Source organism: Leptospira wolffii serovar Khorat str. Khorat-H2, assembly GCF_000306115.2.
Taxonomy (GTDB): Bacteria; Spirochaetota; Leptospiria; order Leptospirales; family Leptospiraceae; genus Leptospira_B; species Leptospira_B wolffii.
Map to the genome: position 1 here is coordinate 1 of NZ_AKWX02000005.1, position 15672 is coordinate 15672.

Below are 15672 nucleotides of genomic sequence, written 5' to 3' on the forward strand. Positions count from 1 at the left end.
AAAAATTAATCCTATTATTCCCTAACCGGCTCAGCCTTCCGTGGCTTCGGTCGGTTAGAAATTCGGGGCGCGGCACAGCAGATAACTAAAAATTGTCGCTGCGCTGCGGGATTGCTTCGCAACCTTGCTTGGCCTGCGCCAAATTCCGCTTTGTCACTCGTCTTGCAGAGCAAGCCTCGCGCCAAGTCCTGCGGACTCGCGAAACGTCGACAAGCACTGGTCGTTAAGCGAAATTCCGCCGGATTTTGTTTTTTATTTTTAGAAGCTCGGAAGCGTGCGGATTTGGTTCTAAAACATAGGAAATTTTCCAGAGTTTTAGCGCTCCCCAATGGAGGCTGGTGCCGTCGCCAGGCTGTGCATCTTGGTATTTGAGCGTCCTGCGGAAGTATATGGTTCCATTTTATCCAATCCCGAAAGGGGAGCGCGATACTTTGGAATAAGGGAATTTCATACTATTGGACTTTCGTCCAAGTAGTGAAATTGAATTAAATTGCAATGTGTTTGAGGCGTAACTTCGCTTAACTGCCAACTTGCCGCATCGCTTCGGGCTTGCTTCGCAACCCTTGCTTGGCCTTCGGCACATTGGCTCCAGTCACGACTTTTGCTTGGCAAAAGGTCGCGCCTGGCTCTAACGCCTCTTCGAGGCTCAGAGTCGCCAACGTCGGCAAGCCAACGTCGTTAGGCGAAATTCCGCCGGATTTTGTTTTTTCATTTTTTGAAGCTCGGAAGCGTGTAGATTTGGTTCTAAAACATAGGTAATTTTTCAGAGTTTAAGCGCTCCCCAATGCCAGCTGGTGCCGTCGCCAGGCTGTGCATCTTGGTATTTGAGCGTCCTGCGGAAGTATATGGTTCCATTTTATCCAATCCCGAAAGAGGAGCGCGATACTTTGGAATAAGGGATTTCATACTATTGGACTTTCGTCCAAGTAGTGAAATTGAATTAAATTGCAGTGTGTTTGAGGCGTAACTTCGCTTAACTGCCAACTTGCCGCATCGCTTCGGGCTTGCTCCGCAACCCTTGCTTGGCCTTCGGCACATTTTGCTTCTGTCACTCGTCTTGCAGAGCAAGTCTCGTGCCATTGCAAAACGTCGGCAAGCCAACGTCGTTAAGCGAAATTCCGCCGGATTTTGTTTTTTTATTTTTTGAAGCTCGGAGGCGTGCGGATTTGGTTCTAAAACATAGATAATTTTTCAGAGTGTAAGCGCTCCCCAATGCGAGCTGGTGCCGTCGCCAGGGATTGCATCTTGATATTTAAGCGTCCTGCGGAAGCTTATGGTTCCATTTTATCCAATCCCGAAAGGGGAGCGCGATACTTTGGAATAAGGGAATTTAATACTATTGGACTTTCGTCCAAGTAGTGAAATTGAATTAAATTGCAGTGTGTTTGAGGCGTAACTTCGCTTAACTGCCAACTTGCCGCATCGCTTCGGGCTTGCTTCGCAACCCTTGCTTGGCCTTCGGCACATTTTGCTTCTGTCACTCGCCTTGCAGAGCAAGTCTCGTGCCATTGCAAAACGTCGGCAAGCCAACGTCGTTAAGCGAAATTCCGCCGGATTTCGTTTTTTTATTTTTTGAAGCTCGGAAGCGTGCGGATTTGGTTCTAAAACATAGGTAATTATTCAGAGTTTTAGCGCTCCCCAATGGTATCTGGTGCCGTGCCAGGGTATTGCATCTTGGTATTTATGCGCCTTGCGGAAGCTCATGTTTACATTTTATCCAATCCCGAAAGGGGAGCGCGATACTTTGGGGCTAGTAAATTTGGATGCTATTGGACTTTCGTCCAAGTAGTGAAATTGTATTAAATTGCAGTGTGTTTGAGGCGTAACTTCGCTTAACTGCCAACTTGCCGCATCGCTTCGGGCTTGCTCCGCAACCCTTGCTTGGCCTTCGGCACATTTTGCGTCTGTCACTCGTCTTGCAGAGCAAGTCTCGTGCCATTGCAAAACGTCGGCAAGCCAACGTCGTTAAGCGAAATTCCGCCGGATTTTGTTTTTTCATTTTTTGAAGCTCGGAAGCGTGCGGATTTGGTTCTAAAACATAGGTAATTTTTCAGAGTTTAAGCGCTCCCCAATGGAGGCTGGTGCCGTCGGCATGATGTGCATCTTGGTATTTGAGCGTCCTGCGGAAGTATATGGTTCCATTTTATCCAATCCCGAAAGGGGAGCGCGATACTTTGGAATAAGGGAATTTAATGCTATTGGACTTTCGTCCAAGTAGTGAAATTGAATTAAATTGCAGTGTGTTTGAGGCGTAACTTCGCTTAACTGCCAACTTGCCGCATCGCTTCGGGCTTGCTTCGCAACCCTTGCTTGGCCTTCGGCACATTGGCTCCAGTCACGACTTTTGCTTGGCAAAAGGTCGCGCCTGGCTCTAACGCCTCTTCGAGGCTCAGAGTCGCCAACGTCGGCAAGCCAACGTCGTTAAGCGAAATTCCGCCGGATTTTGTTTTTTCATTTTTTGAAGCTCGGAAGCGTGCGGATTTGGTTCTAAAACATAGGAAATTTTTCAGAGTTTTAGCGCTCCCCAATGCGAGCTGGTGCCGTCGCCATGATGTGCATCTTGGTATTTGAGCGTCTTGCGGAAGTATATGGTTCCATTTTATCCAATCCCGAAAGGGGAGCGCGATTCTTTGGGGCTAGTAAATTTGGATACTATTGGACTTTCGTCCAAGTAGTATAACTATTTTAAATTGCAATGTGTTTGAGGCGTAACTTCGCTTAACTGCCAACTTGCCGCATCGCTTCGGGCTTGCTTCGCAACCCTTGCTTGGCCTTTGGCACATTTTGCGTCTGTCACTCGTCTTGCAGAGCAAGTCTCGTGCCATTGCAAAACGTCGGCAAGCCAACGTCGTTAGGCGAAACGATTTGAATCTTGTTTAATTATGAAATCAATTGTCTCAAAATATTCAGTTTTCGTATTGGATGCTATTTGTTTGTTTTTGATAGTGGCATGTATACGTATATTTTCTGGTAAATCATTTGTAGATATTAATAATGACTTATTTAATTTTCTATTATTTCTGATCTTTCCGCTTGTGATTTTCATGTTATTATCTGTTCGATTGAACATGGAAAAATTACCAATTAGCAAATATTCATTCTATTTATTCTTAACTTATTCAATAGCTACCTTCATATTCTTTTTAGTCTCCCTTTCATCAGTGATTTATAGATTATTTAATAGAGAATCTTATACGAGAACAATAATTGCTTTTTTGATCATTTCGTTGTTTCTGTTTCTTAACGTAAAAATGATAAGCTCAATTATAGGTCTCAACCAGAGGAAGTTAATTTTCTCAAAAGTAAGAATGAGTATGAATAAGTCTCTTGGATCAGTATTGTTGGTTAGTTTGGTTCTAGTATTTCTTTCTTTAATTTCTAAAGGCTGAAATTATAGGAATTCGATCAACATAATGAAATCAGTGATTTAAGAGCAAATCGCATCGCCTAACTATCGGTGCTTCCGCGTCGCTCGAGATTGCTTCGCAACTCTCGCTTGGGCTACGCCACATTTACTTCCGTCACTGCGCTTGCTTACGCAAGCTCGTGCCGTCGTAAACGTCGGAACACCTTGGTCGTTAGGCGAAAAGCCTGGCAAATATACCTGATGAATCATAAAATACTTTTTTCTCTAATAATTATTTTTACTTTTTCGTGTGCACATCCAATTGCTACATTGAAAAATCCAATAACAACACAATCGGTAAATCCTCAGTTTAAACAGCCTTTGCCGAGTATAAATTTAAAATTTGAATGTAAGTATTCGGATAGGCCATGCCCCTATGCAATTTCAGAGGCATACTACGGTCAGATAATTGATGCTTTTGAATTTTTTGGATGGAGTGAATTTAATAACTTGGCTGTCACTTCTCGTGATGCCATAACAGTATTAGTTGTTATTAATTCGAAAGATAAATTTGCTCCAAATTATTTGAATATAATACATGGGCTTACGTTAGGTTTAATTCCTACTTGGCAAGATCATTATTATAATATAGATATGAAGATTTTATCAACGCAAAGTAGAAATTCTTTCGGGTATACTCGTCATAACGAGGCTCGTTTGCATTATCATGCTTTGTTTGATTTTCTTTTTCCTCTTTTTCAGCCAGAATATGAAACGATTGAGGCAGATATCGGAGCAAAGATGAAAGTTTTGATCGCTGAGGCAGCAAGTCAAGGTAGATGGTAATTTAGGCCAGGCTCATCGCCTAACTTTCGGTGCCTCCGCTCCGCTCGGGGCTTGCTACGCAACCCGCTCGCTCGGGCTTCGCCACATTCGCCTCCGTCACTTCGTTTGCAGAGCAAACTCGTGCCGTTGCGAACGTCGGAGCACCTCGGTCGTTAAGCGCAATTCCGCCGGATTTTGTTTTTATATTTTTTGAAACTCGGAAGCGTGCGGATTTGGTTCTAAAACATAGGAAATTATTCAGAGTGTAAGCGCTCCCCAATGCGAGCTGGTGCCGTCGACATGATGTGCATCTTGGTATTTGAGCGTCCTGCGGAAGCTTATGGTTCCATTTTATCCAATCCCGAAAGGGGAGCGCGATACTTTGGAATAAGGGAATTTAATACTATTGGACTTTCGTCCAAGTAGCGAAATTGAATTAAATTGCAGTGTGTTTGAGGCGTAACTTCGCTTAACTGCCAACTTGCCGCATCGCTTCGGGCTTGCTTCGCAACCCTTGCTTGGCCTTCGGCACATTTTGCTTCTGTCACTCGTCTTGCAGTGGCAAGTCTCGTGCCATTGCAAGACGTCGGCAAGTCAACGTCGTTAGGCGAAATCGGCTAAAATATATTTCTGAAAAACTATTACCCAAGGAAGGATTTAAGTGAACACCGCAACAATTACTGATTGGATTACAGCAATAGGAACATTGATTACGGCATTATCAGTAGTTTTTGCTGTTTCTCAAGTTCTTTTATTAAAGAAACAAATCAAAGATGATCATGAAAGATCAAGACGGGAAAAATCCGTAGATTTACTTGCAAATTGGGCCCAAGAACTAGATCAAAAAAGCTCCATAACAAGGAAATTTGCCGAACTATTAAATGAAGAAAATTTACGTTGTATCTACAACCAAGAATCATTTGTGATACCTGACAAACCGGAGAAAAATAAAAAACTCTACGCCGCCTGTTTAGATTTGGACTTAGAACATATTTCGACAGATAACAATCAAATTATTATTCCAGAGTCACATTCCGCACAGATAAGATGGCAACTAATCAAGTATTTGAATAATTTAGAATCTGTTATTTCAGCATGGGCCTATAATATTGCTGATCGAGAATTAATAGAAGATGAATTTAGTTATTTATTTACAGATCAAGGAGCAGGTTCAGCACTGAAGAAGTTTAGAGTGCTTACTGGAGGTGCAAAGTCATACCCTTCGATCGAGGCATTTGAATTAAAAATGAACGAGAAAACTCAAATTAAAATTAGAGAAAAATACAAATTAGGTTAGAAAGCCGACTTCGCCTAACTGTCGGTGCTTCCGCTCCGCTCGTGGATCGCTAACGCGACCACTCGCTCGGGCTTCGCCACATTTGCTTCTGTCACTTCGTTTGCAATGCAAACTCGTGCCATCGCAAACGTCGGAACACCTTGGTCGTTAGACGACATTTTGAAAATATCTATTTCAGACAACAAAACTCTAAAAGAATACTTTGTTTATAATAAATACAATGAGTTCAGATTTTATTTTATTTGATGATACTGGAAGTAGTGATGCTTTATCAAAGGTTTTAATAAAAACCTTTCCTAATTTTCAAATATTCCTTAATGATTCAATTTTCATCGAAAAGAAAACTGCTATTACTGTGCACGGGGTTTTTGCTGAATTTAGCCATTATTTCATAGAAAATTTTCAAAAACTAACAGAAGAACAATTAACGGAATTGCTGAATTTTATTGAAGATAGCTTTCAGAGTAAGTTTAGCAATTTAAATAATGCAGTCTGTACTTGCTTTCTTGAAAATTTGAATGATGATACGATATTGAACAAATTAGAGATTTTCTTAGGAAAGAGGACGAGAGAATATCTTCAGAATCTCTAAATATTTGAATTTTCATTATAAATTTCAAAACGTCGCCTAACTGTCGGCTCTGACGCATCGCTTCGAGATGCTTCGCACTCTCGCTCGGCCTGCGGCACATTGGCTCAGTCACTCAAATTGCAGAGGCAATTTTCGTGCCTGTCTTCACTTCGTTCAGCTCGCCAACGTCGTCAAGCCTTGGTCGTTAAGCGAAATTCCGCCGGATTTTGTTTTTTTATTTTTTGAAGCTCGGAAGCGTGCGGATTTGGTTCTAAAACATAGGAAATTATTCAGAGTTTTAGCGCTCCCCAATGGTATCTGGTGCCGTCGGCATGATGTGCATCTTGGTATTTAAGCGTCCTGCGGAAGCTTATGGTTCCATTTTATCCAATCCCGAAAGGGGAGCGCGATACTTTGGAATAAGGGAATTTCATACTATTGGACTTTCGTCCAAGTAGTATAACTATTTAAAATTGCAGTGTGTTTGAGGCGTAACTTCGCTTAATCTCAGTTAGGCGCAATTCCAAAAAGGATGTTCTATGAAGAAAATAAAATGGAATAATATATTTATAATAGCAACATTTGTGGCGGGGGCTCTTTTTATTAGTAACCGTCTTTTGATAATGAATATCGAAATCGGTATTACATTAGGTACAACATTCTTGCTGATTAGTGTTAGCATGATGATATGGAAATATCTTTCTCAAAAAGACCTTAATATTCAAAAATTACCAAAAAAAGTTAAAACATATCATGAAGTAATTTCGAATATTTCAGAAATTAATAGATTACTGGATATTCTCAACAAAGGGGACTTTCCGGAATCTGAAAAATATTCATATACTTCGAGAATTATCGAGATCTATCAGAGTATAGAGGATCGATTAATTCCACCGGCCACGCGAGTAGACTATTCTTTTTTTAATACCAAAGGGAACTATATAATTTTAAAAACCTATCTCAATAGAAATATAGAAGAAATAGAAAGACAAAATAGAAATAAGCCAGTTCAGGATAAAAATGATTATGATTACCTCGATCAAGAACAAACTACTTTAATTAATATTTTTCATGATAGTATACAGAGAAATTTATTAGAGATACAGCAGCTTAACAAAAGAGCAAATTTATATCTAATATTTGGTTCCATATTGACTTTCTTTTCCGCTATATTTTTGATAATTGTCGTAGAACAATTTATTTCTTATAAAATAGAATTAGAAGATAATTCTATTTTTGGTAATTTCAACAATCTGATATTTTTTATTGCGAGGTTAATGATAATCATTTTTATTGAGGTCTTTGCGTTTTATTTCTTGAAGCTATACTCTTCAACCAATAAGAATATCCAATATTATAATAATGAATTAACTAATATAGAGCACAAGTTTGTTGCATTAATGGCAAGTATATTGAATAATGCGGATAAAAATCTTCCCTTGGCAAATTCAATCAATGAACTAATTAAAACAGAAAGAAACCTATCCTTGGAAATTGGTAAGAAAAATTTAGATTCTTATCGAGAGAAAGAATTCTTAGAATATTTTAATAAATTTATCGATATAACAATTAAACGATTCTCGAAACCTGACTAAATCAAATGCATAGGGAATGGAACTGCGCCTAACTGTCGGTGCTTCCGCTACGCTTCGAGATTGCTTACGCAACTCTCGCTCGGGCTACGCCACATTTCGCTTTGTCACTCGTCTTGCAGAGCAAGCCTCGCGCCAAGTGCTTTGCACGCGCGAAACGTCGGAACACCTTGGTCGTTAAGCGAAATTCCGCCGGATTTTGTTTTTTTATTTTTTGAAGCTCGGAGGCGTGCGGATTTGGTTCTAAAACATAGGAAATTATTCAGAGTTTAGCGCTCCCCAATGGTATCTGGTGCCGTCGCCAGGCTGTGCATCTTGGTATTTGAGCGTCCTGCGGAAGTATATGGTTCCATTTTATCCAATCCCGAAAGGGGAGCGCGATACTTTGGAATAAGGGAATTTAATACTATTGGACTTTCGTCCAAGTAGTGAAATTGTATTAAATTGCAGTGTGTTTGAGGCGTAACTTCGCTTAACTGCCAACTTGCCGCATCGCTTCGGGCTTGCTTTGCAACCCTTGCTTGGCCTTCGGCACATTTTGCGTCTGTCACTCGCCTTGCAGAGCAAGTCTCGTGCCATTGCAAAACGTCGGCAAGCCAACGTCGTTAGTCGCCATTATGCAAAGAATATATATATGAATACAAAATATAACAATGCCCTCGATTTTGCGATTCGTCAGGCTATAGGAAGGAAACTTTCCTCCGTCGACTATGTCGATATAAAAGGCGGGGGAATTATTACTTGCTCTGTTGAAAATATGCCAGTAATAAATATAGTTGGATGTGAGGTTTGTTTACACTTTGAGAATATAAGTCTTTTTGTATCGTGGAATAGTTCTGAGGAAACGGTTCAATATGTAATTGGAGTATCTAACATTCCCTTTTTTAATCGAACTGAACATTTAGATTACTTTATAGAAACAGAAAATCCAATCTGGCAGACTGTGACGAATAAAAAATTAATTAAAGCGACTGTATACGGCTATCGTAGTTTCACTATGTACGATCCACCAGAGACGACGCCACATATTGATCAACCGTTTGCGTTGCTATTCGAATTTGATGGTGAAAGTAGAATAGGATTTTGCAATGCTTATGCGCAGCCGGATTTTGTTCCTCGGACGGAATATGGCGATGATGTTTGGATTTTAAAGGGTGAGCTTTTGATAACTAAAGTGATTCAGCCGCTGGAAATGGAAAAATTGTTTTCAGTAATGCATAACAGCGACTAACTGTCGGTGCTTCCGCTACGCTTCGAGATCGCTATGCGACTCTCGCTCGGGCTACGCCACATTTCGCTTTGTCACTCGTCTTGCAGAGCAAGTCTCATGCCAAGTGCTTCGCACTCGCGAAACGTCGGAACACCTTGGTCGTTAGACGAACAGTTTGGCTAAATTTATTTTTTGACAGAAAAAGCTTGACTATGTAACCCATCGGGTTACATTTTGTTTATTGATTATCTCCTTTAGACACAAGGGCCTTGAGCAGTTTTTTGAAACTGGCAGTAAGAAAGGAATTCAAGCAGATCATTCTAACAAATTAGCTAGAATTTTAGATAGGTTAGATTCATCCCTATCTCCTGAAGATATGGACTTACCAGCATATCGCTTGCATCCTCTTAAAGGTCGTGAAAAGGGTAGGTGGTCGGTCTGGGTGAATGGAAATTGGCGTGTTACTTTTGAATTTGAAGGTGAAAACGCAATCATAGTCGATTATGAAGATTATCACTAGAGGCAAGATTTTATGAATAAGAGAAAACCTACTCATCCTGGTGAAATTCTGCTAGAAGATATCATAAAGCCTTTAGGATTAACTATAACTGAGGCTGCAAAAGATTTAGGAATATCTCGCAAGACATTATCAGAAATAGTGAATTGCAAGAGCCCAGTTACTCCAGAAATGGCAGTAAGAATAGGAATTGCAACGAATACGTCAGCTGAGAGTTGGCTTAGCATGCAGACAAAGTTAGATTTATGGACTGCGATGCAAGAAAGACCTAAGAATATAATAAAGTTTCCAATCTCCGCGTAATAGAGCCAAACCGTCGTCTAACTATCGGTTCTGACGCATCGCTTCGAGATCGCTACGCGACTCTCGCTTGGCCTTCGGCACATTCCGCTTTGTCACTCGTCTTGCGCAGCAAGCCTCGCGCCAAGTCCTTCGGACGCGCGGAACGTCGTCAAACCTTGGTCGTTATGCGAAATAAAATACACAATTATTGTTAAAGGAAAATTACTTAATGTCAGATTCAAGCTATGAAATAAAAATTTCATTTCCCACAAATGCCACAGAGCCTGAGCGATTTTTCAGAACCGCTGCTAGAATTATTGAATCATATAATTCGTTGGATAAGGCCTTATTGAGTTCTATTTCAAGTAGCGCCTCTTCAACGTTAATTTTAGAAGACATTAAGAAAGGTTCTATACTTGTAAAGTTAATGAGAAAAATCGAAGGTTCCGATTCAACGACTGTAAAATTTATCGATAATGCAAGAGCAACCGTGACAAGAACTATTTCAAGTTCACAAGCATCTACTCCTAAAGAATTTATTGATGAAGTAAACTCAGAAATAGAAAAATCAGCTTTAGTTTCAGGATTAACTAATGGAACTTTTAAAGGTTTAAGCTATGGTGATCTAGGTGAGGTAGTTAATCAAATTGCGTCTTCAACTACTGAACTTCGCGATAATGAAATAGCCCAAATTAACTCAAATTTAAATGATGATAGTGTCACGTTGGATATTCCTAGAGAAAAGGCACTCGATCTAAAAGAGTTAGAATCATCTCTTACAAGTTCGAAAATTGAAAATACAATTAGGGTCATCCTATTAATTAAAAAATTGGATTTCTTCGGAAAATCACAATGGACATTTAATAGAGGAGATGAAAAAATTTTAGCCAAAATTTCGGACGACTCGTGGTTGAACAGATTTCACAATAGAGAGATTCCTTTGCTTCCTGGGGATGCACTTGAAGTTGATATGTTAGAAGTCGCAGCTTACGATATTCATGGAAATCAATTATCAATAAACAGAGAAATAGTTTCCGTTATTAAAACAATACCGAAGGCATAAATATGGAAGAAGAAAAAGAACATATAGGAAGAGCACGCTTATCATTATTGTCAGAATTTTTTTTCAATATATTGCCATTAGTAATTTTACTAATAATTCAGTTTTCGAATAATAAATCGACCTTATCGATTAGAGATTTCATTTTTGTTTCTATAATCTTATATGGCCAGTCGATAGTAAAATTTGCGTCAGGTGTTTCAAATATTTCCCAAAAATCTACTTGGCAATTGGTATCTATTATTGTCTCTATTGTAATCGTTTTTGGCTTAACACCTAGCTGTATATTATTGGTTAATCTATACCATACCGAGCCTAATTGTTTTGTTTGGGTAATCTCAGTATTGAATATATCGCTTAGTATTCTTTCATTCTTTGTCATTGGTCTAATGGGGCAAGCCTGGTTAGAAAGAAATGAAAAAGTAGATTAAGCATTTTACTTCGCATAACTGTCGGTGCTTCCGCTCCGCTTCGAGATCGCTAACGCGACTCTCGCTCGGGCTACGCCACATTTCGCTTTGTCACTCGTCTTGCAAAGCAAGTCTCGCGCCAAGTGCTTCGCACTCGCGAAACGTCGGAACACCTTGATCGTTAAGCGAAATTCCGCCGGATTTTGTTTTTTTATTCTTTGAAGCTCGGAAGCGTGCGGATTTGGTTCTAAAGCATAGGTAATTTTTCAGAGTTTAAGCGCTCCCCAATGGAGGCTGGTGCCGTCGCCAGGGATTGCATCTTGATATTTAAGCGTCCTGCGGAAGCTTATGGTTTCATTTTATCCAATCCCGAAAGGGGAGCGCGATACTTTGGCGCTAGTAAATTTGGATGCCATTGGACTCTTGCCCAAGTTGCAAAATAGGATAAAATTGCAATGTGTTTGAGGCGTAACTTCGCTTAACTGCCAACTTGCCGCATCGCTTCGGGCTTGCTTTGCAACCCTTGCTTGGCCTTCGGCACATTTTGCGTCTGTCACTCGCCTTGCAGAGCAAGTCTCGTGCCATTGCAAAACGTCGGCAAGCCAACGTCGTTAAGCGAAATTCCGCCGAATTTTGTTTTTTATTTTTCGAAGCTCGGAAGCGTGCGGATTTGGTTCTAAAACATAGGTAATTTTTCAGAGTTTAAGCGCTCCCCAATGGAGGCTGGTGCCGTCGCCAGGGATTGCATCTTGATATTTAAGCGTCCTGCGGAAGCTTATGGTTCCATTTTATCCAATCCCGAAAGGGGAGCGCGATACTTTGGAATAAGGGGATTTCATACTATTGGACTTTCGTCCAAGTAGTGAAATTGTATTAAATTGCAGTGTGTTTGAGGCGTAACTTCGCTTAACTGCCAACTTGCCGCAGCGCTTCGGGCTTGCTTCGCAACCCTTGCTTGGCCTTCGGCACATTTTGCGTCTGTCACTCGCCTTGCAGGGCAAGTCTCGTGCCATTGCAAAACGTCGGCAAGCCAACGTCGTTAGTCGCCATGTTTAATAAAACTAAAAGTAAAATTGCGCACTTTAAATGAGGCTATATAAATATAAACCTATCAATGAATTCACATTCAAAATGATAATAGATGCTGAGTTCTATTTTGCAAAACCTTCGGAATTCAATGATCCGTTTGATTCTAGATTAAACGTCTTTTATAGAGGATCATATGAAGATTGGATAGATTTTTTTAAGCGCAAAGGTAGAGATGATGCTGAAACTAAAGAAATTGCTAAAGCAAATGCTGACAAAATAATCGCAGCCGATTCAAAGGAGGAGCGTAAGAGGCTTGATGACCATAATAGAGTGTTTTGTATGTCTCATGTTCGAGATAATATTCTTATGTGGGCCCATTATTCAGATCAGCATAAGGGGATATGCTTAGGATTTGAAGTTACCGAAGTACAAGACACAAAGATGATAAAGCTAGAGAAAGATGATTTTCTGGTTCCTACCCAAAACTTTCCTAGAGGTTATTTGTCTATCTTTGATATTGAATATGATAATACGATTCCTCCTCCTATGAACGTAATAAAAGATTATTCAAGTGATGGCATATTTCAATTTCTTTTAAGAAAGAATGAGTGCTGGAAATATGAGCAAGAGTCTCGCATACTATTAAGAGAAGATTGGATAATACAAAATCCTGTTCGATTTGATAGAGCAATATTGAAAGAAGTTATCTTTGGCTTACGTGTATCAGATACCTACAAAAAGATAATTCAGAACATTATTTCTAAAAATTATACTGAAAATGGATATAATCCTGAGATTTTGCAATGCCATGAAAGTGCAGATAACTATCAAATTGAAATTAGATAATTAAACACGGCGACTAACTATCGGCTCTGACGCATCGCTTCGGGATTGCTACGCAACCCTCGCTTGGCCTCCGGCACATTGGCTCAGTCACTCGAATTGCAGTGGCAATTCTCATGCCTGTCTTCACTTCGTTCAGCTCGCCAACGTCGTCAAGCCTTGGTCGTTAAGCGAAATTCCGCCGGATTTCGTTTTTTTATTTTTCGAAGCTCGGAAGCGTGCGGATTTGGTTCTAAAACATAGGTAATTATTCAGAGTTTTAGCGCTCCCCAATGCCAGCTGGTGCCGTGCCAGGGTATTGCATCTTGGTATTTATGCGCCTTGCGGAAGCTCATGTTTACATTTTATCCAATCCCGAAGGGGAGCGCGATTCTTTGGCATTAGGGAATTTCATACTATTGGACTTTCGTCCAAGTAGTGAAATTGTATTAAATTGCAGTGTGTTTGAGGCGTAACTTCGCTTAACTGCCAACTTGCCGCATCGCTTCGGGCTTGCTTCGCAACCCTTGCTTGGCCTTCGGCACATTTTGCGTCTGTCACTCGCCTTGCAGAGCAAGTCTCGTGCCATTGCAAAACGTCGGCAAGCCAACGTCGTTAGGCGAAATGGTCTAAAATACTTTCAATAACCTAATTGGCTCATTACACATGTTTCGTAATTTATTATTAATAATGATGGCTTTGGCAATATTTTGCAAAGAGAAGAGTCACTCAAATGAAGATATTGGCAATAAAGAATTAATGATCATAATCAATTCTTTATTAGACGGTATGAATGAATATATGCAGTCTGGCAATGCTTCATATACAATAAAAGATGTAGAAGAGACTAAAAGAATTCTTATCGTTCATTATAATCAGGTTAAATTTGCGAAGTCCCGCAAAGAGGCCAATATTATTACTCGAAATACAGTTGAAGAACTAAACCGTTTGAATGAAAGAACTGAATATAGCCTGATTGAAACTTCACAAAGAGAATTAATATGTGAGTTCATTATCAAATCTGGCGTTTTCTTTGGTTTTAATAAACCCAATGAAGATATAACTGAAGAATGGAGAAAATGGTGAAATGTTAAGAATTTGAGCTTTCCGTAGCATTAACAAATTCTTAAAAGATAAGACCACTTCGCCTAACTATCGGTGCTTCCGCTCCGCTCGTGGATCACTAACGCGACCACTCGCTCGGGCTACGCCACATTTGCTTCTGTCACTTCGATTGCAGAGCAATCTCGTGCCATTGCAAACGTCGGAACACCTTGGTCGTTATACGCAATCCGAACTAAAATTACTTTAATATATGAAATATTTTACTTATGATTGGTGGTTTGGTGAGGATCTGTCAAACAATGATCCTGCAGAGAGATATTCGGCTCATTATCGATTAATAGAAAATAAGCTTCCGAAGGAAATAAGAACTTTTGTTAAAGAGGTTAATCTTCACGACTCAAGAGAATTGGAAATTAAAAGAAATGAGCAAGATCATTCGATTTCTCTAAAACTATTATGCTATAGATATGACGATGCTTTTTCGTCTGATTCACAATTTGAACTTATGATTAATTACTTTGATGTTTCAGAATTCAAAGTTTTATCAGATATAGTTAGCAATGAAACAATAGAATTTGATGTTAGTGAGGACGATCTTGGCTATGATGAGTTCGACATGATAGAAAATAATTCTTTTGAGCATCGATTGCTCTTTTCGTCAGGTATGGAATTAAAGATTACATTCGGTGGCTTTAGTTATCATATTGGTAGGGAAGTGTCTGTTGAAGATTAGGCGTTATAATTATTCGGACTGCGTCTAACTATCGGTGCTTCCGCTCCGCTTCGAGATCGCTTACGCGACTCTCGCTCGGGCTACGCCACATTTGCTTCTGTCACTTCGATTGCAGAGCAATCTCGTGCCATCGCAAACGTCGGAACACCTTGGTCGTTAAGCGAAATTCCGCCGGATTTTGTTTTTTTATTTTTAGAAGCTCGGAAGCGTGCGGATTTGGTTCTAAAACATAGGAAATTTTCCAGAGTTTTAGCGCTCCCCAATGCCAGCTGGTGCCGTCGCCAGGGATTGCATCTTGATATTTAAGCGTCCTGCGGAAGCTTATGGTTCCATTTTATCCAATCCCGAAAGGGGAGCGCGATACTTTCGAATAAGGGGATTTCATACTATTGGACTTTCGTCCAAGTAGTGAAATTGAATTAAATTGCAACGTGTTTGAGGCGTAACTTCGCTTAACTGCCAACTTGCCGCATCGCTTCGGGCTTGCTCCGCAACCCTTGCTTGGCCTTCGGCACATTTTGCTTCTGTCACTCGCCTTGCAGGGCAAGTCTCGTGCCATTGCAAAACGTCGGCAAGCCAACGTCGTTAAGCGAAATTCCGCCGGATTTTGTTTTTTTATTTTTTGAAGCTCGGAGGCGTGCGGATTTGGTTCTAAAACATAGATAATTTTTCAGAGTGTAAGCGCTCCCCAATGCGAGCTGGTGCCGTTGCCAGGGATTGCATCTTGATATTTAAGCGTCCTGCGGAAGCTTATGGTTCCATTTTATCCAATCCCGAAAGGGGAGCGCGATACTTTGGAATAAGGGAATTTAATACTATTGGACTTTCGTCCAAGTAGTGAAATTGAATTAAATTGCAACGTGTTTGAGGCGTAACTTCGCTTAACTGCCAACTTGCCGCATCGCTTCGGGCT

The 15672-nt window shown here is 40.3% G+C and carries 12 protein-coding genes; all 12 read left to right on the forward strand.

Annotation, left to right across the window (positions count from 1 at the left end; genetic code table 11):
- Positions 1-3607: 3607 nt before the first annotated feature.
- The 12 genes from LEP1GSC061_RS04225 to LEP1GSC061_RS04280 all read left to right on the forward strand — a co-directional run bounded on the left by LEP1GSC061_RS04225 (position 3608) and on the right by LEP1GSC061_RS04280 (position 14759).
- Positions 3608-4192, forward strand: a complete 585-nt coding sequence (locus tag LEP1GSC061_RS04225) for a hypothetical protein (RefSeq protein WP_156844493.1) — start codon at positions 3608-3610, stop codon at positions 4190-4192.
- Positions 4193-4832: 640 nt separating this feature from the next.
- Positions 4833-5468 carry a hypothetical protein gene (locus LEP1GSC061_RS04230; protein ID WP_040508046.1) on the forward strand — a complete coding sequence of 212 codons (636 nt, stop codon included), beginning with the start codon at positions 4833-4835 and terminating at the stop codon, positions 5466-5468.
- Positions 5469-5688: 220 nt separating this feature from the next.
- Positions 5689-6060, forward strand: a complete 372-nt coding sequence (locus LEP1GSC061_RS04235) for a DUF7674 family protein (protein WP_040508047.1) — start codon at positions 5689-5691, stop codon at positions 6058-6060.
- Between the two features lie 518 nt (positions 6061-6578).
- Entirely contained in the window at positions 6579-7634 is a 1056-nt protein-coding gene (locus LEP1GSC061_RS20785) for a hypothetical protein (RefSeq protein WP_016544174.1), read from the forward strand.
- Positions 7635-8265: 631 nt separating this feature from the next.
- Complete coding sequence (locus LEP1GSC061_RS21390) at positions 8266-8862, forward strand: hypothetical protein (RefSeq protein WP_040508048.1); 597 nt, start codon at positions 8266-8268, stop codon at positions 8860-8862.
- 220 nt (positions 8863-9082) lie between these two features.
- A complete protein-coding gene (locus LEP1GSC061_RS04250) occupies positions 9083-9361 on the forward strand; it encodes a type II toxin-antitoxin system RelE/ParE family toxin (protein WP_040508049.1) in 279 nt (92 codons plus the stop codon).
- Between the two features lie 12 nt (positions 9362-9373).
- Positions 9374-9661, forward strand: coding sequence for a HigA family addiction module antitoxin (locus LEP1GSC061_RS04255; protein ID WP_040508050.1), 288 nt, complete (start codon positions 9374-9376; stop codon positions 9659-9661).
- A 208-nt stretch (positions 9662-9869) separates the two neighbouring features.
- Positions 9870-10703, forward strand: a complete 834-nt coding sequence (locus LEP1GSC061_RS04260; RefSeq protein WP_016544176.1) for a hypothetical protein — start codon at positions 9870-9872, stop codon at positions 10701-10703.
- A 2-nt stretch (positions 10704-10705) separates the two neighbouring features.
- The gene (locus LEP1GSC061_RS21395; protein WP_156844494.1) at positions 10706-11131 is read left to right on the forward strand and encodes a hypothetical protein; all 426 of its coding nucleotides are present in this window, start codon (positions 10706-10708) and stop codon (positions 11129-11131) included.
- Between the two features lie 1065 nt (positions 11132-12196).
- Entirely contained in the window at positions 12197-12985 is a 789-nt protein-coding gene (locus tag LEP1GSC061_RS04270; protein ID WP_016544177.1) for a DUF2971 domain-containing protein, read from the forward strand.
- Between the two features lie 642 nt (positions 12986-13627).
- Positions 13628-14047, forward strand: a complete 420-nt coding sequence (locus LEP1GSC061_RS04275) for a hypothetical protein (RefSeq protein ID WP_040508052.1) — start codon at positions 13628-13630, stop codon at positions 14045-14047.
- 229 nt (positions 14048-14276) lie between these two features.
- A complete protein-coding gene (locus LEP1GSC061_RS04280) occupies positions 14277-14759 on the forward strand; it encodes a hypothetical protein (RefSeq protein WP_040508053.1) in 483 nt (160 codons plus the stop codon).
- Positions 14760-15672 lie beyond the last annotated feature (913 nt).

Bases quoted from the DNA above. Each gene is read 5' to 3' on its own strand.
- LEP1GSC061_RS04280 (WP_040508053.1), top strand. From the start codon at position 14,277: ATGAAATATTTTACTTATGATTGGTGGTTTGGTGAGGATCTGTCAAAC.
- LEP1GSC061_RS04225 (WP_156844493.1), top strand. From the start codon at position 3,608: ATGAATCATAAAATACTTTTTTCTCTAATAATTATTTTTACTTTTTCG.
- LEP1GSC061_RS04255 (WP_040508050.1), top strand. From the start codon at position 9,374: ATGAATAAGAGAAAACCTACTCATCCTGGTGAAATTCTGCTAGAAGAT.
- LEP1GSC061_RS20785 (WP_016544174.1), top strand. From the start codon at position 6,579: ATGAAGAAAATAAAATGGAATAATATATTTATAATAGCAACATTTGTG.
- LEP1GSC061_RS04270 (WP_016544177.1), top strand. From the start codon at position 12,197: ATGAGGCTATATAAATATAAACCTATCAATGAATTCACATTCAAAATG.
- LEP1GSC061_RS04260 (WP_016544176.1), top strand. From the start codon at position 9,870: ATGTCAGATTCAAGCTATGAAATAAAAATTTCATTTCCCACAAATGCC.
- LEP1GSC061_RS21390 (WP_040508048.1), top strand. From the start codon at position 8,266: ATGAATACAAAATATAACAATGCCCTCGATTTTGCGATTCGTCAGGCT.
- LEP1GSC061_RS04235 (WP_040508047.1), top strand. From the start codon at position 5,689: ATGAGTTCAGATTTTATTTTATTTGATGATACTGGAAGTAGTGATGCT.
- LEP1GSC061_RS21395 (WP_156844494.1), top strand. From the start codon at position 10,706: ATGGAAGAAGAAAAAGAACATATAGGAAGAGCACGCTTATCATTATTG.
- LEP1GSC061_RS04275 (WP_040508052.1), top strand. From the start codon at position 13,628: ATGTTTCGTAATTTATTATTAATAATGATGGCTTTGGCAATATTTTGC.